Origin of the sequence: Mesorhizobium sp. C277A, assembly GCF_040324395.1 — a bacterium.
In the GTDB taxonomy this organism is placed as follows: Bacteria; Pseudomonadota; Alphaproteobacteria; order Rhizobiales; family Rhizobiaceae; genus Mesorhizobium.
Map to the genome: position 1 here is coordinate 358,417 of NZ_JAMYVW010000004.1, position 18,383 is coordinate 376,799.

Annotated in this window: 14 protein-coding genes and 3 pseudogenes; 14 read left to right on the forward strand and 3 right to left on the reverse strand. The window is 60.4% G+C overall.

All coding sequences use genetic code 11. From position 1 onward, the window contains the following. Positions 1–160 precede the first annotated feature (160 nt). The 7 genes from panB (at position 161) to NKK52_RS31320 (ending at position 5,436) form a co-directional block, all read left to right on the forward strand. On the forward strand, positions 161–1,021 hold the full coding sequence (gene panB, locus NKK52_RS31290; RefSeq protein WP_023707031.1) for a 3-methyl-2-oxobutanoate hydroxymethyltransferase: 861 nt from the start codon (positions 161–163) through the stop codon (positions 1,019–1,021). Next, on the forward strand, positions 1,018–1,881 hold the full coding sequence (gene panC / locus NKK52_RS31295; RefSeq protein WP_023685567.1) for a pantoate--beta-alanine ligase: 864 nt from the start codon (positions 1,018–1,020) through the stop codon (positions 1,879–1,881). Before panB ends, panC begins: the two co-directional genes overlap by 4 nt. 93 nt (positions 1,882–1,974) lie before the next feature. Further along, the gene (locus NKK52_RS31300) at positions 1,975–2,700 is read left to right on the forward strand and encodes a LuxR family transcriptional regulator (protein ID WP_023708081.1); all 726 of its coding nucleotides are present in this window, start codon (positions 1,975–1,977) and stop codon (positions 2,698–2,700) included. A 92-nt stretch (positions 2,701–2,792) separates the two neighbouring features. Next, positions 2,793–3,425, forward strand: coding sequence for an acyl-homoserine-lactone synthase (locus tag NKK52_RS31305; RefSeq protein WP_023707030.1), 633 nt, complete (start codon positions 2,793–2,795; stop codon positions 3,423–3,425). A gap of 22 nt (positions 3,426–3,447) precedes the next feature. Next, the gene (locus NKK52_RS31310) at positions 3,448–3,822 is read left to right on the forward strand and encodes a transcriptional regulator domain-containing protein (protein WP_352498917.1); all 375 of its coding nucleotides are present in this window, start codon (positions 3,448–3,450) and stop codon (positions 3,820–3,822) included. Positions 3,823–3,880: 58 nt separating this feature from the next. Continuing rightward, positions 3,881–4,291, forward strand: a complete 411-nt coding sequence (locus tag NKK52_RS31315) for a DUF2285 domain-containing protein (protein WP_023673629.1) — start codon at positions 3,881–3,883, stop codon at positions 4,289–4,291. Positions 4,292–4,461: 170 nt separating this feature from the next. Continuing rightward, a complete protein-coding gene (locus tag NKK52_RS31320) occupies positions 4,462–5,436 on the forward strand; it encodes a hypothetical protein (RefSeq protein ID WP_023708080.1) in 975 nt (324 codons plus the stop codon). Positions 5,437–5,974: 538 nt separating this feature from the next. Here the strand turns inward: NKK52_RS31320 and NKK52_RS31325 are convergent. Beyond that, positions 5,975–6,730: a Crp/Fnr family transcriptional regulator gene (locus NKK52_RS31325; protein WP_023731597.1), complete on the reverse strand. Its 756-nt coding sequence runs from the start codon at positions 6,728–6,730 to the stop codon at positions 5,975–5,977. Positions 6,731–9,158: 2,428 nt separating this feature from the next. Between NKK52_RS31325 and bluB the strand changes: the two genes are divergently transcribed. The 5 genes and pseudogenes from bluB to NKK52_RS31350 form a co-directional block, all read left to right on the forward strand. After that, on the forward strand, positions 9,159–9,794 hold the full coding sequence (gene bluB, locus NKK52_RS31330) for a 5,6-dimethylbenzimidazole synthase (protein ID WP_023685561.1): 636 nt from the start codon (positions 9,159–9,161) through the stop codon (positions 9,792–9,794). Between the two features lie 241 nt (positions 9,795–10,035). Beyond that, positions 10,036–10,302 (forward strand): class I SAM-dependent methyltransferase, encoded by a 267-nt coding sequence (locus NKK52_RS31335; protein ID WP_198031538.1) that lies wholly within the window; start codon positions 10,036–10,038, stop codon positions 10,300–10,302. Between the two features lie 374 nt (positions 10,303–10,676). Beyond that, complete coding sequence (gene glmS, locus NKK52_RS31340; RefSeq protein ID WP_031204395.1) at positions 10,677–12,497, forward strand: glutamine--fructose-6-phosphate transaminase (isomerizing); 1,821 nt, start codon at positions 10,677–10,679, stop codon at positions 12,495–12,497. Positions 12,498–12,945: 448 nt separating this feature from the next. Next, entirely contained in the window at positions 12,946–13,200 is a 255-nt protein-coding gene (locus NKK52_RS31345; RefSeq protein WP_031197535.1) for a helix-turn-helix domain-containing protein, read from the forward strand. Positions 13,201–13,898: 698 nt separating this feature from the next. Next, a pseudogene (locus NKK52_RS31350) lies at positions 13,899–14,778 on the forward strand (IS1380 family transposase); the annotation flags it as partial. Between the two features lie 318 nt (positions 14,779–15,096). Here the strand turns inward: NKK52_RS31350 and NKK52_RS31355 are convergent. Together NKK52_RS31355 and NKK52_RS31360 are read right to left on the reverse strand one after the other, a co-directional pair. Then, complete coding sequence (locus NKK52_RS31355) at positions 15,097–16,302, reverse strand: beta-ketoacyl-[acyl-carrier-protein] synthase family protein (RefSeq protein WP_031194397.1); 1,206 nt, start codon at positions 16,300–16,302, stop codon at positions 15,097–15,099. Continuing rightward, complete coding sequence (locus tag NKK52_RS31360) at positions 16,303–16,578, reverse strand: acyl carrier protein (RefSeq protein WP_023673543.1); 276 nt, start codon at positions 16,576–16,578, stop codon at positions 16,303–16,305. Between the two features lie 573 nt (positions 16,579–17,151). On the opposite strand from NKK52_RS31360, the pseudogene NKK52_RS31365 reads away from it, so the two are divergent. Both NKK52_RS31365 and NKK52_RS31370 read left to right on the forward strand, forming a co-directional pair. Further along, positions 17,152–17,250: pseudogene (locus NKK52_RS31365) on the forward strand (LysR family transcriptional regulator); the annotation flags it as partial. Between the two features lie 97 nt (positions 17,251–17,347). After that, positions 17,348–18,297 (forward strand): annotated as a pseudogene (locus tag NKK52_RS31370) (IS1380 family transposase); the annotation flags it as partial. Between the last annotated feature and the right edge of the window lie 86 nt (positions 18,298–18,383).

Here is an 18,383-nt window from a genome sequence, read left to right on the forward strand (position 1 = left end):
TTGGCCAACTCGGGGGCACCTTAATCGATTTAGTGTAAGCGTGCCAATTGGCACGTCAACACCCCGCAGCTGCATGGCCATTTTTTTTGCTCTTCGCACCTGCACAAAAATGTGCCAAAGGCGACAGCCGCAGCTGGTAACGTAGGGGAAGGAGGGTCCCATGAGCGCTTATGGTGACACCAGGGCGATCACACCGCCGGATATTCGTTCGCGCAAAGGTGGGACGCCGCTCGTCTGCCTTACCGCCTACACCACCCCAGTCGCCCGGCTTGTCGATCCCCATTGTGATGTGGTGCTCGTCGGCGACAGCGTCGGCATGGTTCTCCACGGCCTGCCCTCGACGCTCGGCGTCACGCTGGAGATGATGATCACGCACGGCCAGGCGGTGCGCCGTGGCATCAAGCAGGCGCTGATGGTGGTCGACCTGCCGTTCGGTTCCTACGAGGAAAGCCCAGAGCAGGCTTTCCGCAATGCCGCGCGCGTCATGGCCGAGACCGGCTGCACGGCCGTCAAGCTCGAAGGCGGCGAAGCGATGGCAGAGACGATCGGCTTCCTCGCCGCACGCGGCGTGCCCGTCATGGCCCATGTCGGATTGACGCCGCAGGCCATCAACACCATCGGTGGCTACCGCGTACAGGGCAGGGGCGGGGATGCCGAGCGCATCAGGCGCGACGCAATTGCGGTGGGCGAAGCGGGCGCCTTTGCGGTCGTCCTGGAGAAGGTTCCTGAGGCGCTCGCCCGCCGGATCACCAAGGAGGTGGCGACCCCGACCATTGGCATCGGTGCCTCGGCAGCCTGTGACGGCCAGATTCTCGTCGTCGACGACATGCTGGGCCTCTTCGGCGACTTCCGGCCCAAGTTCGTCAAGCGCTATGCTGAACTCCGGGAGGCGGCTGCGGCTGCGATCGCTTCCTATGCGCGCGAGGTGAAGGAGCGCCAGTTTCCCGCCGCAGAGCATGTGTTTGCCGATGCGCCCAAGCCCGCCGACACGGACGCCACCAAGAGCGGAGAAGCAGCGTGAGCGTGCCGATCGTCAGGAGCGTTGACCAGCTTCGCGAAAGCGTCGCCGCATGGCGCTGCGAAGGTGTGAGGATAGCCCTGGTGCCAACGATGGGCGTCCTGCATGAGGGCCATCTCAGCCTGGTGCGCGCTGCACTCGAGAAGGCAGACCGTGTGATAGTGACGCTCTTCGTCAACCCGAAGCAATTCAACAGCCAGGCCGATCTTGCCGCGTATCCCCGCACCGAGGACGAGGATGCCGCCAAACTGGCATCGGTTGGCGCGCACCTGCTTTATGCGCCAGATGCAGAGGAGATGTATCCGGCGGGCTTCGCCACCACCGTTTCGGTTTGCGGTGTCAGCGAAGGCCTGTGCGGTACATTCCGGCCGGGGCATTTCGACGGCGTGGCGACCGTCGTCGCCAAGCTCTTCCTGCAGACCAGCGCTGACTTCGGCTTCTTTGGCGAAAAGGACTTTCAGCAAATTCACCTGGTCAGGCGCATGGCCCGGGATCTGGATATTCCAATCACCATTGTTGCCTGTCCGACAGTCCGTGAAGCCGACGGTCTTGCGCTATCATCGCGCAATGTGCGGCTCTCGCCAGCGGAACGCGCTGTTGCTCCCAAGCTATCATCGGTCCTGCTCAAGACGGCTGAGCGGCTTGAGCGCGGCTCACCCATCCTGCCAACGCTTGCAGAATCTCGCGCAGCAATTCTGGCTGCAGGCTATCGCGAGGTCGAATACCTGGAACTTCGCGATGAGGCAGATCTGCACCCGATAACGAGCCTCGATCGACCGGCACGGTTGCTTGCCGCTGCCTGGCTCGGCGGCACACGGCTCATAGACAACGTCAGACTATTTCGGATTGGTTCAACAGATTAGCCACGTTCTCGGCACGCGCCGTATTCGTCCGGGATCATCTAAAACAAGGTCTCTGCCTGGCATTGAGCGTTACGGAGGTTACGCACAGGACACATGCATCGCGTGTTTGAGAACTTCGTCGAGCAACTGTCTGCAAGTGTTGATGCTGCCGATCTCGGTGAGGCAATGGCCTCCGCTGCAGCCGGCTTCGACTTCCCGCTATTCGCCTATTTCACCTACCCGTCAGCCTCCGGCGACGCCCCCCAATTGATTTCAAACTATCCTTCATCCTGGACGTCACGTTATCTGCAACAGCGGTACCACAGTCTCGATCCGGTCATCCTGCGCGGGCTGCAAGGCTGGGATACATTCGATTGGGGTGTGGATCGCGCTCGGCACGGTCTGCCGAATTCGCAGCAACAAATTCTAGAGAGTGCGGCTGAGTTTGGCATCTGCGGCGGCCTGACGATGTCCATGCATGATCATCTCGGCCGGTTTGCTGCCCTGACCTTTGCTTCCGACGAGTCCCGTCCGCCTCTGTTGCGGTCACTGGCACGTTACGAAAAAGCATTGCAGCTGGTGGCCATCAACTTTCATATCCATGTCCGGCGAAGGCTCGCCGATCATCGCGTGGTGGATGGTGTAACGCTCACCCCGCGGGAGTTCGAGTGCCTGAAATGGGCGGCGCGCGGCAAGTCGGCTTGGGATACTAGCCAGCTTCTCGGCGTCTCAAAGCGCACCGTGACCTTTCATCTGGAAAACGCCAAGGCAAAGTTTGGCGTTCGAACGATCAACCAAGCCGTTGCACGAATGGCTGCCTCCGGCCTGACGAGATCCTGATTCTCAGCCACGATACCTGTAAACCTCTACAGGCTGCATCGCTGTCAGCTTTGCCCTTCGATGGCGGGAACACATCCCACATGGAGGCGACCATGATGCAACTGATAGCACCAGACTTTTACAGTGATTTTGCAGGCGAGCTCAAAGAGATGCACGGGCTCAGGTTTCGGGTGTTCAAGGAAAGGCTCGATTGGGAAGTTGATACCGAAGACCAGATGGAATCCGATCCGTTTGATGCTCTCAAGCCTGTCTATCTGCTCCTCAAAGGATCCGACTGGCGAATTCGCGGTTGCGTGCGTCTTTTGCCCAGCACCGGACCCACAATGTTGCGCGACACCTTCCCGGTGCTGCTGGGTGCTGACGTCGTGCCCTCGACCACCGACATATGGGAGAGCAGTCGTTTCGCGCTCGATCTTCCTCCGTCGGCGCCCAAGGCAGCGGGCGGGCTGGCTCAGGCGACCTACGAGCTCTTCGCGGGCATGATCGAGTTCGGCTTGGCCAAGGATCTGACCCGGATCGTAACGGTGACGGACACGCGCATGGAGCGGATCCTCCGCCTTGCTACGTGGCCATTGTCGCGCATCGGAGAACCCAAGTGCGTCGGCAAAACGGAGGCGGTGGCTGGGTTTCTCGAGATTTCCCACGCGAGCCTTTTGCGCATCCGCAGCAGGGGACGTCTGAGCGGACCGGTACTGTGGCAACCGGTTCTAGGCCCGTCAGCATAGCGCCATTGTGGACACCTGTGCCATGAAGGATGCTGGTTTGTCCAAGGAAGCGACGGTCGGCCTTGTATGCTGGCCGGACTGGCGTCGCCAGGACGCTTACCACTACGCCAGACGATTGCCACGCACTGGCTGGGCCTGGGAGTTTCTTCGGCGTAATCCACAATTCCAGCGCGACCACGCCAAAATGGCACCGTCCGCCTGCTTTGTCGGAACCCAGGCCGACATGAAGATAATCGAGTTGACGACAGAATCAGCTTTCCTAAGACAATGGAGCCTCCTTTTTCGCGGACGCGCCACAGTCGGACGCTACATCGGCGAGGGTCTTTTGGGATCCGCGCGATTGCGCCTGTATTCTACGAGCGGCCGCGGAGCCGCTGGGGCTCGACCACGATTTTGAACCGCTTCACCTTTCTTCGCTCTCATGCTGCAAGGACATCCTGCTGACAGCTGCGGGCATGCAGCACGTGCTGCTGAGGGAGAACTGCCGGAGTCTGCAGATCGCCGTTTCCGGTGCGTCCGTCCTCCGCCCGTTGCGGCTATATGTCGACGCAATCCTTCAGCCGCAGCACCTCAAGTTCCATGTCGCTGCCCTTCAGTTCCTGAACGACATCAATGATTGCCGCCGCGTGTCAGCTGCTTGCTTTCCGCCGGAACACCGCGGAGCGCGTCTGCGTATTGTACTGCAGGCTTTGGATGGCTCGCTGGCGGGAGCATCTCATCAGGAGGTCGCCATTGCCTTGTTCGGGAGACGCCGTGTCGAAGAAGATTGGCGTCATCCAGGCGGCCATCTTCGCGATCAGGTACGTCGCGCCATCCAACGCGGCCGCTACCTGATGGGCGGCGGCTACAGACAGTTCCTGAGGTAATTGGAGTGGTTGCGATTGTCTTATACGAACGCGCAACCTCCATTTTCTCACTGCAATGGTGCGTTGCACAAAACGTGGCAAGCGCCTAGTTCTTCCGCGGCGAATCGGGTTTCGGCGAAACACCGGGACCCAACTTCGTCGATAAGTGCATTCATGACCTGAGGACCCCGATGACCGTTATGAACTCCGACAAAGCCGGCGCTGCAAGCCTTGAGACAATCGCGCGAAACGGCAGCATGCTGCGTCGCATAGCCGTACGCATTCCGACCTACCTGTCGGATATTCGCGAGAACCCGGCGTGGCTGCCCATGTTCATGTTGGCGCGCACCATGCCGGCACGGAGAATGCACTGGCGTGGTGCAAAGCCGGTCCGAAGGCCGCAAAGAGCCCAGGACACGATGTTTGCCGGTGTCAATTGCCACGACGTTGTCGACGCGCTGCGGATGGATGGGCTTTTTCCCGGCCTTGTCCTGCCTGCAATGGTGGCTGAAGATGTAGCCGCATTCGCCAGGTGCACACCTTGTTTCGGCAATTTCGATCGCCGACTCGAGTTCATGCCGGCGGAGCATGCGGAGGCTGAGGCGCGATTTGGCCGTCCGTTGCTCAGCGGCCATTATTTCGAGCGCATTCTGGGCTGTAAGTCGGCCGTTGCCATCCAAAACGATCCGCTGCTCATGGATATCGCGGCGCACTATCTCGGCGGCCAGGCGACGCTGATCACGACGCGCGTCTGGTGGAGCTTCCCGACCGGCCAGGCGTCGGACGCGGACAAGAACCTGGCTTCGCTCGGCAAATACCACTTCGACCTGGACGACTGGCGGATGCTGAAGTTCTTTTTCTATCTGGTGCCCGTCGACGAGGGGACCGGCCCGCATATCTATGTTCGCGGCAGCCATGATCGCCGCGCCCTCAAGCACCAATTTACGCTTGTCGTCGGCCATCCAGCGCAAGAGATTCTGGACGTCTACGGCAAGCAGAGTCCGGTCACGCTGACCGGCAAGGCCGGTTTCGGTTTCGTCGAGGATCCGTTCGGGTTCCATATGGGCACCGTGCCGTCGCACAGGCCACGGCTGATGATGGAAGTTGGCTTCGGCGTTTCTCCTCCATCGCGCCGCCGCTTCCATGGCGAGCCTGTGATCCGCTGATTTCGAAAAGTCCCGAAACAGCCTTCCCGTTGTGAGGGAAAGATAAGGCTATGCCGCCAATCGATCTGTTCCGGGCCAAAAGCGGTTGTCTGCACATGCCCTGAACTTGGCTGGTGCAATGAGTCTCGCCATTGCTCCAGCCAGCGCATCAGTGCCTGTTTAATCGAGGTTAGATGGCAGTGCGCCCCAGAGATCCTCCTCGATATCGCCTGCCGCGCGAAGCCTCAGATGCTCTTCGACAACCTCCTTTACGGACCAAGTCGTCTCGGGTCTCCTTTGAGTGGCCGGAAGGTGGTGCACAGCCGTATCGTGCTTCGGGATCCTGAACGAAGGCGAGGGGCGGTTTGTTCCTCGCGGGGCGCATGCAGCGGTGCCGGCATGACAGCTTCGTCTTGGATCCCGATGCTCGGCAACGTCGGCGGTGAAGGCTCTGTCTAGGCGGCTTACGTGACTCCAATGCAGGAGATCGACCATCTCCTGTCGAGCACATTCGTTGGCGATCACCGTCGCGGCGCTACGGACGCCGCGGCACCTGCGATCAATGCAGTTTGCCGACTAGCCGAGCGTATTCGGCTTCAGCCCTGCCATATGACCCATCTGCCAGCGCAATTAGACGCGCGCGATCAAGAATGACTACCTCTCCTCGCATTGAGCGTATCAGACCTTGGCCCTCCAAGGTTTGCAGCGCTATGGTGACGCCGGGCCGCCTGACACCGAGCATAACTGATAAGAACTCGTGCGTAATCGCAAAGCTGTTCCCGTCGACGCGATCATCACACATCACCAGCCATCTTGAGAGCCTGTCGACTATGTTCATCCGGGCATTGCTGAGCGCGGTAAAGCTTGCCTGGAGGTGAAAGTAGTGAACGTAGCGGAGCAGAAAGGTTCGCAAGGTTGGGCTTGTCAGAAGCGCCTTGGTGAAGAGGCCCGCGTCGATAACAAAGGCTCGGGCTTCTAATTGGACGTAACAATCGTGCGTTGACCGGTCATCGCCCATGATAAGCGCTGAGCCGGTCATGCCCTCACAACCAATGATTCCGATCTCAGCTTCGATACCAGGCCGCAGCTCGCCCACCACTGACCCGAGACCGCTCTCGAAGAAGTACACGGTGCTGATTGGTGACCCCGCCACTTCGAGATGCGTCTTCAGCCCAAGGGAGACGCTTTCGAAATGAGGTTGCAGCAATGCCAAATCTGCCGAGCACATTCGTAGCAGCAGCGAATTGCGATAGATCGAATTTTGGCCGGTGTCGCGTTGCGCGGCAGTGTGAGTTTGTGAACTGGAGTCTGTCATAGCTCCCTCTCCCTATTGGGGCGGAAGCATGTTGATCGCTCACAGCCGACGGACGCCCTTAGAGTTGCCGTCGATGGCACACTGTATGCCTGCCGACCGCGGATGTCCCATTTTTTAATCAATTACGTTAATCGGCCCGAGCCAAGCTTTGGCGCACCCGCTCTAACGCGGCATTCAGATGCTCCAGAAATTCGTCATCGCTTTTGGTCGCCAAGCCGACTTGTCGAGCGCGAGTTACAATGCGCTCCTGGAGTGAAACCGCTGTCTCATAGTGGTCCACGATCATCTGAAATGAAGCGCTCATTGGGGCGGATTCAAAGAGCTGTGCCATTCTGGCAATGTAGTTCCAAGATGATGAGAGTCCATGCGGCCGCCGCTTGGGTAACAATCGTACAATATACCTAAGACTGGCCGCGCTCTTTGGTTATCCTCCCAGAAATCCGTAGCCTCGCGAGGCGCAGCTTCTCTTCGCCCTCCGACCTCGTGACCGGCGGACCAGTCCCGGCTTCAGCCATTCGGCCTTGTTCTTCTTATGCTCCTTCGGGACCGCCGACCTCGCCCTGCACACGATTCCACAGCGTTTGCCTCTTGTAGGCCTTGAAGGCTACTATCGGCCGCCCTTGTAGGGCCGCTTTCAGCCATGATCACCTCGGGGCGCTGAACGAAGCGCGTGCTTGTCGACTCTGTCGGTCGTCGCAGACGCTTACGGAGGCCTCACCGCAGAGGGCGATGCGAACTCCGGCTCGACGACGGCTGTCAAATCAGACTGCTGTGGATGCACTACCACCGATCGGTACTAGGATTCTCGACCTCGGTAATAAGCTGGTCTGTACAGCTAGCGACCTTCCTGCCTAGCAATATCAAAAGTCAAACCCCGCCGAAGATGCATATGCCTGGCAGCACGCGTCGGTCTTTGGCCACGCATCTGCCAAACCGAAATCAAGTAGCCCGCCATCGCGCGACCCTCAACGCGATCTTGATCATTGCAGTGGGGCAATAACTTATCTCTTTGGAGCTTGGTGGTGATATATAGGCGCCCAAGCCAGTGCTAATATTGCATGGAGCTAAAATGCCCGCTAAGATTTCTTGGGTGTTAGCTGGCGGGTGTTTGATGCGGTTTCATCGTCTAGGCGCGGTCGCTCTGGGTCTGGCGTCCTTCATCAGCAGCGCTCATGGCCAAGAATCCTGCGACCCTAACTACACAGGCGCCTGTGTTCCAATCGCCAGCGATGTCGACTGTTCCTCCGGAAAGGGCAATGGTCCCGCATACGTACACGGGCCGGTCTCTGTCGTAGGCACCGATATCTATGATCTTGACCGAGACGGCGACGGAATAGGTTGCGAAAACGGCTAGAGGAGGCAAGTCGCCCTCCAACTTCATGACGGCACCAGCCCATCCGCTGTTTATGGTAACGGTCACCTCCGAGTTGAGGGTGAGCAACGTTCCCAGCCATTTGCATCAAATATCAGGACCTCCTAAATGCGACTTATGGCGACTCTGCGGTACGACGGTCGAACACCGTCCACGTCTCATCCGTCTCCTGCCATACGTTTGTCAGTTGGTAGCTGATTGTAGAATGTGCCAGTAACTGGGGATGCTCATTGCGTTCCACGTGCGCGAGCCCTGATGCGCGTCCGTTATTTTTACTCTCCGGTCACGATTGAGACCACTGGCCCGGGCGATGTTCCCCGAGAAGAACAAAGAGGTAGATGGCGCCGGCATGGTCCCACCAATGCTCTCCCCTTGTGAACGGCATCCAAACTTTTCGGCGGGCTTGAACAGCGGCCACCTTTGGCGGCTATCGAGGGCTGATGATAGATTCCATTCCAGCTCTTTCTAATGTGTCGTCCGAACAGTGAACGAAAGTAGAACATATAATTCAAGCGCGAATTGACTGTGAGAGGGATGAGCTGCAATTTGGGTCAGGCCTGACGCTGGTGGAAGACGAAATTGCGGTGGCGACTGGAAGCTCAGCGATGCCCCAAATGAAATTGGGCAGCTGGTGCTGTCCGCTGCGGCGCTATGATGTCAGACGATGGTATCGGCCGAATGACCTGGGGAATCTTCGGGGACGTCGAGGCCGACGTGGTCGGAAGCAAACTGAGTTGCAGGCGATGCGGCAGGAACGAGTATATGCAAGCTGAGACGCCTGTCGCCGTCGAGGCCTGGTGAGCGATACGGGTGCGCCTGAGTGTCAATGGCGCATCTACCAACGGCCTGGTACGCGATTCACCGCCGTGCGAGCTGATCGAAACTGGCTTGGTCGATTGCATCTTAATAGCGCCGCCCATCAGGAAACATTTTTCTATCGTTTGCGGTTGGGGCCGCATGACGCGATTGTCGGACGCAACAAGCCAGCTTGGCAATCGGCAGTAGGCTGTCCACACTGTACTCCCTAGTGTCCAATACATACCTAACGAGACCGCCATGCCGTCACCTCCAGATTTCACCGACGATTTTCGCTCCGGGCTGATCACGCTGCTGCGCTGGCGCAGGGATGTGCGGCGCTTCGAGCCGACGGCTCTGCCGGAGGGTACGCTGGAACGCCTGCTCGAGCTCGCCAGCACTGCGCCCTCCGTTGGCCTCAGCCAGCCCTGGCGCTTCGTAGTCGTCGAGAGCCTCAAGCGGCGCACTGCCGTGAGAGACTGCTTCGAGCGCTGCAATGCCGAGGCGCTCACGCGCTTTTCGGGAGAGCGCGCCGCACTCTATGCCCGGCTGAAGCTTGCCGGGCTCGACGAGGCGCCCTGTCAGTTCGCGGTCTTCGCCGACCGCACGACCCGACAAGGCCATGGGCTCGGTCGCATGACCATGGCGGCGACCATCGACTATTCGGCCGTCATGGCGGTGCACACACTGTGGGTGGCGGCGCGGGCGGAGGGCATCGGCATGGGCTGGGTGTCGATCCTCGATGCGACCGAGATGGCCGAAATTCTCGACACGCCGCCCGAATGGACGCTGATCGGCTATTTCTGCCTCGGCTATGCCAGCGAGGAGCACGACATGCCGACCTTGGAACGCGAATGCTGGGAACATCGGCGGCCGCCGGTGGTGATCAGGCGGTAGTGGGGCTGCCCATCATTCGCCTCTTCCCTGGCGATGAGCTTGACGCAGATCGGGTCGCCCTTCGCCACATTGCCATTCCGACCGAAGCCGAGGTTCGTGTTCTTGCAAAGGCCAGGAAAGAGCAGCATGACAAGCGCGACCGCAGCGAAGATGGCGCTTGCGACAACCGGGCTGAAGCCGGGCATGGAGGTGGTCGACCTCTGTTGCGGGGCGGCTGTGCCGATCACCACGATCGCCCGCCATGTCGTCGCACTACGCCGACCAACTGGAGGCCGCGCAGCGCCGGCTGACCGGCGCCGGCGCGACCAATTGCGAATTCGTCGCCGGCTACGCGCTACGAACTCGCTACTCTGGTGTCACGCCCCGTCGAGTCTTCACGGCCAACGCCTTCGACGGCGTCCCGGACCGACCGCGGCTGGCACGTGCCGTGCGCGAGGCGCTCGCCCCCGGCGGACATTTGTTATCGTCAACTGACACCGGCAGCCGCGCGAGACGACGACGGTCCTGAAGCGAACTCAGGCTGTCGCCAAGACAGACCATCGCCGATGCCCAAGTCGGCGGCACCATGCTCCTAGATGCCGACTGCCTGACAAAGGGTCGCAGGCCCGTCGTCCGTCCACTGTCCAAGCCCTCCTGGCCTTTCCGAGGCCGTGATCCTGCCGCGGGTGTGAGTTTGCGATCCTCATAAGAGCGTCAGGCGCGAATAGAAGTTTGGGTCGTGGCTCCACAGCCGCCGACCTATCCATCGGGTGGATGGTAGTTATCACAACAATCAATTTTACCAATATTATGGAATTCTACTACAAGGCCGCCACTTAAAGCGGCCGGACGGGTATCCGTCTCGCGTGGGCTGGTGCTGCCCGCAAAGATGCGGAGACGAACATGTGCGGGATTGTTGGCATCGTTGGGCAACAGCCGGTGTCGGATCGGTTGATCGGCGCGTTGAAGGGTTTGGAATATCGCGGCTATGATTCCGCCGGCGTTGCGACGATCATCGAGGGTGCCTTGCACCGCCGGCGCGCCGAGGGCAAGCTCGTCAATCTCGAGACGCGACTGAAGGAAGAGCCGCTGAGCGGCAACGTCGGCATCGGCCACACGCGTTGGGCAACCCACGGGGCCTCGACCGAACGCAATGCGCACCCGCACTTTAGCGACGGTGTCGCCGTAGTCCATAACGGCATCATCGAGAATTTCACCGAGCTGAAGGACGAATTGGCGGCGGATGGCGCCGAGTTCCAGACCGACACCGACACCGAGGTCGTTGGGCATCTCTTGGCAAGATACCGCCGAGAGGGCATGAGGCCGCAAGAGGCCACGCGTGCCATGCTGAAACGCGTCAAGGGCGCTTATGCGCTTGCCATCCTCTTCGAAGATGAACCGTCGACCATCACGGCGGCGCGCAACGGACCACCGCTCGCGATCGGTCACGGCGACGGCGAGATGTTCCTGGGCTCCGACGCGATCGCCCTTGCTCCCTTCACCAATGAAATTACCTATCTCATCGACGGCGACTGGGCCGTTGTCAGCAATTCGGGCGCCCATATCTTCGATGTCGACGGCCGTCCCGTCGAGCGTCCGCGCCATATCTCCACGGCCGCGGCCGATCTCGCCAACAAGGGCAACCATCGCCACTTTATGGAGAAGGAGATTTACGAGCAGCCCGAGGTCATCGCCCATGCTCTCCGTCATTACATTAACATCATAGACAGTCGCGACATGCTTCCTGGCATTGATTTCGCCAAGGTCCCGAGCTTGGCGATCTCTGCCTGCGGGACCGCCTATTTCGCCGGACTGATCGGAAAATACTGGTTCGAGCGCTATGCGCGCCTGACCGTTGAAATCGACGTTGCGTCCGAATTCCGTTACCGCGAGATCCCGTTGCCGCCGCAATCGGCGGCTCTTTTCATCTCGCAGTCCGGCGAAACCGCCGATACGCTTGCGTCATTGAGGTACTGCAAGGAGCGTGGGCTGAAAATTGGCGCTATCGTCAATGCCTGCGAATCGACCATCGCTCGGGAGGCCGATACGGTTTTCCCGATCCTTGCCGGACCGGAGATCGGCGTCGCCTCTACCAAGGCTTTTACCTGCCAGCTTGCCGTTCTAGCAGCACTCGCCATCGGCGCGGCCAGAGCCCGCGGGACCGTCCCCGAACACGAGCTGCAGGCGCTCGTCAGGAGCCTCGCCGAATTGCCGCGCGTGATGGGCCACGTACTCGAGTGCATCCAGCCGGAAATCGAGTTCTTGTCGCGCGAACTGTCAAAGTGTCGTGACGTCCTGTATCTCGGCCGTGGCACCAGTTTCCCGCTAGCGATGGAAGGTGCGCTGAAGCTCAAGGAGATTTCCTACATCCATGCCGAGGGCTATGCAGCGGGTGAATTGAAGCACGGGCCGATCGCCTTGATAGACGAGAACATGCCGGTGATCGTCATCGCGCCCCATGACCGTCTTTTCGACAAGACCGTTTCCAACATGCAGGAAGTGGCTGCCCGTGGAGGGCGGATTATCCTCATCACCGATGAAAAAGGGGCAGCCGTATCGAAACTCGAAACCATGCACACGCTCGTGCTGCCGGTTGTCGACGAGATTATCGCGCCAATGATCTTCTCGCTCCCGATACAGCTTCTAGCCTACCACACGGCGCTCTTCATGGGGACGGATGTAGACCAGCCGCGCAATCTCGCAAAATCGGTCACGGTCGAATGATTGTGAACCTGTACAGGTGGCGATGCGCCTCCAGGAAAGCGGTACCCCTTGTCTGGATCCGAAGCCCGGATGAAACCAGATGACCATTGTTTGCTGCAATTGCGAAACTCGGTAGCGGTTACGAGCGGGTCTTTCGCTGCCTCGCCGGTGGAGATTGGCCGAAGGAAGCAGTGTCCTGCCGAAAGTTCGAGTTGCTGTTCAAGAAAGCCATCGGCGAGAATGGTCCACGAAGGATCGCAGGTCGCATGCGCTACGCCGACCAGGCTCTCAGCACGGGCAGCCTTGATACTTGATCAGAAGGAGGTGAGCCGCCATATTCCGGCCCGGCCAATTCAGCGGCCCATGCATGAGGCCGGTTCGGCCGAATGGACGACCAATTTTTTTTATTTGCTAAGTGTGCGCCTCGGGGAGGAATCTCCGAGGGAGCTCCCAGTTCTTGGAGATGTTTATGAAGGATTCGCGCATTCCCGAACCAGTCTTGACGGCTATGTCCCAGGGAACCCACATCGTCCGCGCTTATCGCGAGCACCTTGGATATTCGATCGACGACCTGGCGGTCGCGTGCGGGCTGGCCGCTGAGGAAATCCAAAACATCGAGCGAGGTCTGAGGTACAGCAAGGGCTATCGGGATCGGATAGCGAAATCGCTTTCCATACCTGTGGGAATTCTTGAGTCGGAGTTGGACATTTCGGACGCCGCCTGAACAGTCGGATGATCTGCAATGGGTGGACTAGCTGTTGTGATGTGAAGCTTGCGGCTGATGTCGACGCTTGATTCGATTTGATGCGATGCCTTCTGGCGCAGCTCGCCGAACACAAAGCGATATAGCCGCCCGGAGTGCTACGAAACGTGCACGACGGCATCGGCTCGCGACGAAGGACTAACGGCGAACTCTTCCTAGTTCGGCGAGGCGATGCTGGCTTGAGCATCAACTCGGCCTACGAGAGTGGCTAGTCCTAGGCTGAATCGTCCACCATGGCGAAGTCGCGCCGCTCTGAAAGTAACATGGCGGGCATCCTGACGTTTCCGGTTGACTATGGGCGTTCGAACCACGAAAAGGGGCCGCTCTTCGTGAGTGGCGTGCGCCGGCAGTCTGACCCCCAAGCCCCCGCCCAGGCTGCCGGCGCGCTTCTAGAAAGATCGAAGTAGGCACTCGCTTGCGCTCTGCCCGCTGACACCTTGTGGTTCCTCCTGCGGGTCCAGCGGACCACCATGGGTGTCGCCAGTTCTGGTGGTCACGCGCCTCCATTTGCGATCTCGTGTCAGTGAGTGCACCGCAAGCACCCTCTCTGCTAGCCTGAAAAATTCATGGGGGTTGGTGGATGTGGCGCAAGCCCGTTGAAATGACGTAGGATTTGGTTGCTTAAGCCGATCCGAAATTTCCCGGAGACCACACCTACCATGAACGATCTTGCGCTGCCGCTGAGCGGTTTTTAGTCGGCGGCAAGTTCGTCGTCGCCCGTTTCGACGGCGGCATGCTGTCGTCCACAGCGGCGTTCTGGCCTAGGCCGAGGTGGAAAAGCAGTTGCGGGTGGCCGAGCGTCTGGCGCGTTGCATCGACGATCCGCGCTGCCCGGACCAGGTCGTCCACAGCCTGGCGGACATGATCGGCTTTCGCATGAAGATGATCGGCGCCGGCTACGAGGACGGCAACGACGCCAACCGGCTGCGCCGCGATCCGGTCTTCAAGATGGCCCAGGATGCGCTGCCGTCGGGTCGGGATCTGGCGTCGCAATCGACGCTGTGCCGGCTGGAGAACCTACCCGGGGTGCGGGAGCTGGTCGCGATGGGGCGGGCGATGGTCGATCTCTATTGCGCCTCGTTCCGGCAAGTGCCGAAGCGGATCGTACTCGACATTGACGACACCTTCGACGCTGTGCACGGAGGCCAACAGCTTCGCCTGTTCAATGCCCACCATGACGAGTACGGCTTCCAGCCGATCGTCGTGTTCGATGGTGCGGGACGGTTCGTCAGCGCGATCCTGCGACCGGCCAAGCGGCCGAGTGGGGCTGAGATCCGCCCCCACCTGCGCCGTCTGGTGCGGGCGATCCAGATCAAGTGGCCGAACATTCGAATCCTGCTCCGCGGCGATAGCCCTTACTGCAACCCGCAGGTCCTCGACTGGTGCCGCGCCAACGACGTCGACTTCATCTTTGGCCTCGCGCCCACCCCGACCCTGCGCAAGCATGTCGCGGATCTGGAGGCCAGCACGACCGCGCGCTTCGAAGCGTCGGCCAAGACAGGCAAGGTCCGCAGGTTCAAGAAGTTCGTTGACGGAGCCCGCGGCGCGGCCGGGCCGGCAGCACTCAGGCGACTATAACGGGCGCAGAGCCGACCCTGCGGCTTCCAGACATTGTCGTGTACAGCTTCAGACCCTCAAGCCGAGCCCGCATGGCCTCGCTTACCTTTTACGGGGCGGCGGTACGTCCAAGCCGGTTCAACAGTTAAGAATTTCGCAAAGACGATACCCCCGGATCCTCGAGCTTCCGCTGCCACTTCCCGCATGCGCCGAGGCGGTCAATGACCCGCCCTTCACAAGGTTATCCGGCAAGCATCTAGGTGCGAGAGATAATGTTGCCGGAAGCATCTTTCATGGCTTCTACACCTGCCTGAACGCCAGAACCGCGTTCGTGCCGCCAAAGGCGAAGGAGTTGCTCAGTGCCACGCGCACCTTGCGCTCGCGTGCCACATTGGGCGTGACGTCGAGATCGCAATCGGGGTCCAGCTCACGATAATTGGCAGTCGGCGGCACGACGCTCTCGCGGATAGCCATCACGCAGGCGATCAACTCGAGCGCGCCGGACGCGCCGAGGCAATGCGCGTGCATGGACTTGGTAGAAGAAATGGACATTGAGAAGGCGTGCTGACCGAAGACGCGCTTGATCGCCGCCGTCTCGATCTGGTCGTTGGCCTTGGTGCCGGTGCCGTGCGCGTTGAGATAGTCGACATCCTCGGCGTCCAGCCTGGCATCGGCAAGGCAGGCCCGCATTGCTGCCTCCGGCCCCTCGACAGTCGGCGCGACGATGCCGGACGCATCGGCGGAAAGGCCGACACCGGCGATTTCGGCAAGGATGGTGGCGCCCCGAGCCAGGGCATGCTCGTAGCTTTCCAGCACCGCCATGCCGGCGCCTTCACCAAGCGACAGCCCCTGGCGATCGGCCGAGAATGGCCGGCAAGTATCGGGCGAAAGCACGCGGATCGCTTCCCATGCCTTCAGCACACCCCATATGAGCGGCGCTTCACTGCCGCCGGCAAGCATCACGTCGGCCCGGCCGAGCCTGATCTGGTCCACCGCGCAGGCAATCGCATGGTTTGCCGAGGAACAGGCGGACGTGACGCCGAAGACCGGCCCGCGCAGGCCGAGACTCATGCTGACCTGGCCGGCAGCGGCCCCCGGCATCGCCTTGGGTACAGTCAAGAGAGCGGCACGCTTACCGCCCAGAAGGATGGCGCGGTAGGTTTGCTCGATCGCATCCCACCCGCAGCCGCCAACGCCCACCGTCGCACCGAAGCGATAGCTATTTCCGTCTTTGGAGGAAAGTCCGGCCTGACGCATGGCTTCGCGCGCCGCAAGCACAGCGAGCAGGCTGAAGCGGTCCATGGAGATGAGTTGCTTGCTGTCGATGTCATGCTCCGGCAGGGCCTTGATCTCGGCACCGATCCTGACCCTCAATTCATGGAACTCGGAGTTGACGATTGGGCCGATGGCGGAGCGGCCTTCTCGCATCTCTGTCCAAATGGCGGCGGCGTTGGTTCCAAGCCCGCAAATCCCGCCAATCCCAGTAATCACGACGCGCCTGTCCATTCACACCCCCGTAGGGAGCAAGCTGCGCACGGCTTCCACCATGCCCCCAACATTCTGGAGATCCGACCATGCCTCGGCCGTATTCATCTCGATCTCGATGCCGTAGGCCTGCTCCAGGTCCCAGAGAACGTCCGCCAATCCCAGTGAATCGATACCGAGCGAAGTCAGTCCCGTGGCAGCCGTTATTTCGCCGCCCGTGGCAGGCGCTATGCCGCCCTCCGACGCGGCGCGCTTCTTGATCATTGCGATTATTTCGTTGGCGAGTTGATCTGCCATCTTGTTCCTTTCCAGCTTGCGTTTTCGGCGTCGTTCAAAACCCGAGTCGCGTCGCGTTGCCAAAATTGCCCCTCATAGAGCCTGTGCGCCGACCAAGCCCAATGCCCATAGGAACCGGACGAGTTCCGGCTTCTGCGGCGTCAGCCCGATGACGAAGAAAAGTCGCCGGCCTCCCGCTTTTGCGCCAGCACATCAAGAATCTGCGTGTAAATGGATAGGAACCGTCGTCAAACGTCAGCTAAACGCTGCGACGGTGGGTGCTGTCAGCGTATTCACTCGGCACCTCATATGTAATCGAGATGTTTCATAGCTCCGGACCAGTTGCGATCAACTATGTACCGGTCGCCATTCGTCGGAGAGTTCGACATGATTTGGAGCGCTGCCTCTCATTCCCAGTACAATCTCCACCGCACGCGACAGATTTCCTCTTTCGGGCTCTTCTCAAGGGACTCGCCACGCGATAGAGGCAGTGATCGGCGCACGTGAGGTCCTGCCAGGTCCATGCGACATTCCGGAAAATTGGTAAAATCGTTTGTTTCAATCAAATTCATCCACGCTATGGATAGCTAAGACATGCGTTTCAAAGGGCTCGATCTGAATCTTCTCGTCGTTCTCGACGCGCTGCTTAGCGAGCGCGGCCTCACGGCGGCGGCACGCAGCATCAACCTAACCATTCATGGGGGTTGGTGGATGTGGCGCAAGCCCGTTGAAATGACGTAGGATTTGGTTGCTTAAGCCGATCCGAAATTTCCCGGAGACCACACCCACCATGAACGATCTTGCGCTGCCGCTGAGCGGTTTGTCATCAGTCGGCGGCTAGTCCGTCGTCGCCCGTTTCGACGGCGGCATGCTGTCGTCCAACAGCGGCGTTCTGGCCTTGGCCGAGGTGGAAAAGCGGTTGCGGGTGGCCGAGCGTCTGGCGCGTTGCATCGACGATCCGCGCTGCCCGGACCAGGTCGTCCACAGCCTGGCGGACATGATCGACTTTCGCATGAAGATGATCGGCGCCGGCTACGAGGACGGCAACGACGCCAACCGGCTGCGCCGCGATCCGGTCTTCAAGATGGCCCAGGATGCGCTGCCGTCGGGTCGGGATCTGGCGTCGCAATCGACGCTGTGCCGGCTGGAGAACCTACCCGGGGTGCGGGAGCTGGTCGCGATGGGACGGGCGATGGTCGATCTCTATTGCGCCTCGTTCCGGCAAGTACCGAAGCGGATCGTACTCGACATTGACGACACCTTCGACGCTGTGCACGGAGGCCAACAGCTTCGCCTGTACAATGCCCACCATACGAGTACGGCTTCCAGCCGATCGTCGTGTTCGATGGTGCGGGACGGTTCGTCAGCGCGATCCTGCGACCGGCCAAGCGGCCGAGTGGGGCTGAGATCCGCCCCCACCTGCGCCGTCTGGTGCGGGCGATCCGGATCAACTGGCCGAACATTCGAATCCTGCTCCGCGGGGATAGCCATTATTGCAACCCAGGTCATCGACTGGTGCTGCGCGTCGACTTCATCTTTGGCCTCGCGCCCACCACGACCCTGCGCAAGCATGTGGCGGATCTGGAGGCCAGCACGACAGCACGCCTGGAAGCGTCGGCCAAGAGAGGCAAGGTCCGCATGTTCAAGGAGCTCATTGACGGCGCCGCTAGTTGGAGCCGCGTCGAGCGCATCATCGCGCGGGTCGAGGTCGGCGCCCACGGTGGCGATATCCGCTTCGTCCCCCGCCTGCCATCACGCCGGAGCAATCCCGGCGCCTGACGAGGCGCGTGGAAAAGCACCGCAACGGCGACCACAGCGTCGCTTCA

Bases quoted from the DNA above. Each gene is read 5' to 3' on its own strand.
- panB (WP_023707031.1), top strand. From the start codon at position 161: ATGAGCGCTTATGGTGACACCAGGGCGATCACACCGCCGGATATTCGT.
- NKK52_RS31300 (WP_023708081.1), top strand. From the start codon at position 1,975: ATGCATCGCGTGTTTGAGAACTTCGTCGAGCAACTGTCTGCAAGTGTT.
- NKK52_RS31305 (WP_023707030.1), top strand. From the start codon at position 2,793: ATGATGCAACTGATAGCACCAGACTTTTACAGTGATTTTGCAGGCGAG.
- NKK52_RS31310 (WP_352498917.1), top strand. From the start codon at position 3,448: ATGAAGGATGCTGGTTTGTCCAAGGAAGCGACGGTCGGCCTTGTATGC.
- NKK52_RS31315 (WP_023673629.1), top strand. From the start codon at position 3,881: ATGCAGCACGTGCTGCTGAGGGAGAACTGCCGGAGTCTGCAGATCGCC.
- NKK52_RS31320 (WP_023708080.1), top strand. From the start codon at position 4,462: ATGACCGTTATGAACTCCGACAAAGCCGGCGCTGCAAGCCTTGAGACA.
- NKK52_RS31325 (WP_023731597.1), bottom strand. From the start codon at position 6,730: ATGACAGACTCCAGTTCACAAACTCACACTGCCGCGCAACGCGACACC.
- bluB (WP_023685561.1), top strand. From the start codon at position 9,159: ATGCCGTCACCTCCAGATTTCACCGACGATTTTCGCTCCGGGCTGATC.
- NKK52_RS31335 (WP_198031538.1), top strand. From the start codon at position 10,036: ATGTCGTCGCACTACGCCGACCAACTGGAGGCCGCGCAGCGCCGGCTG.
- glmS (WP_031204395.1), top strand. From the start codon at position 10,677: ATGTGCGGGATTGTTGGCATCGTTGGGCAACAGCCGGTGTCGGATCGG.
- NKK52_RS31345 (WP_031197535.1), top strand. From the start codon at position 12,946: ATGAAGGATTCGCGCATTCCCGAACCAGTCTTGACGGCTATGTCCCAG.
- NKK52_RS31355 (WP_031194397.1), bottom strand. From the start codon at position 16,302: ATGGACAGGCGCGTCGTGATTACTGGGATTGGCGGGATTTGCGGGCTT.
- NKK52_RS31360 (WP_023673543.1), bottom strand. From the start codon at position 16,578: ATGGCAGATCAACTCGCCAACGAAATAATCGCAATGATCAAGAAGCGC.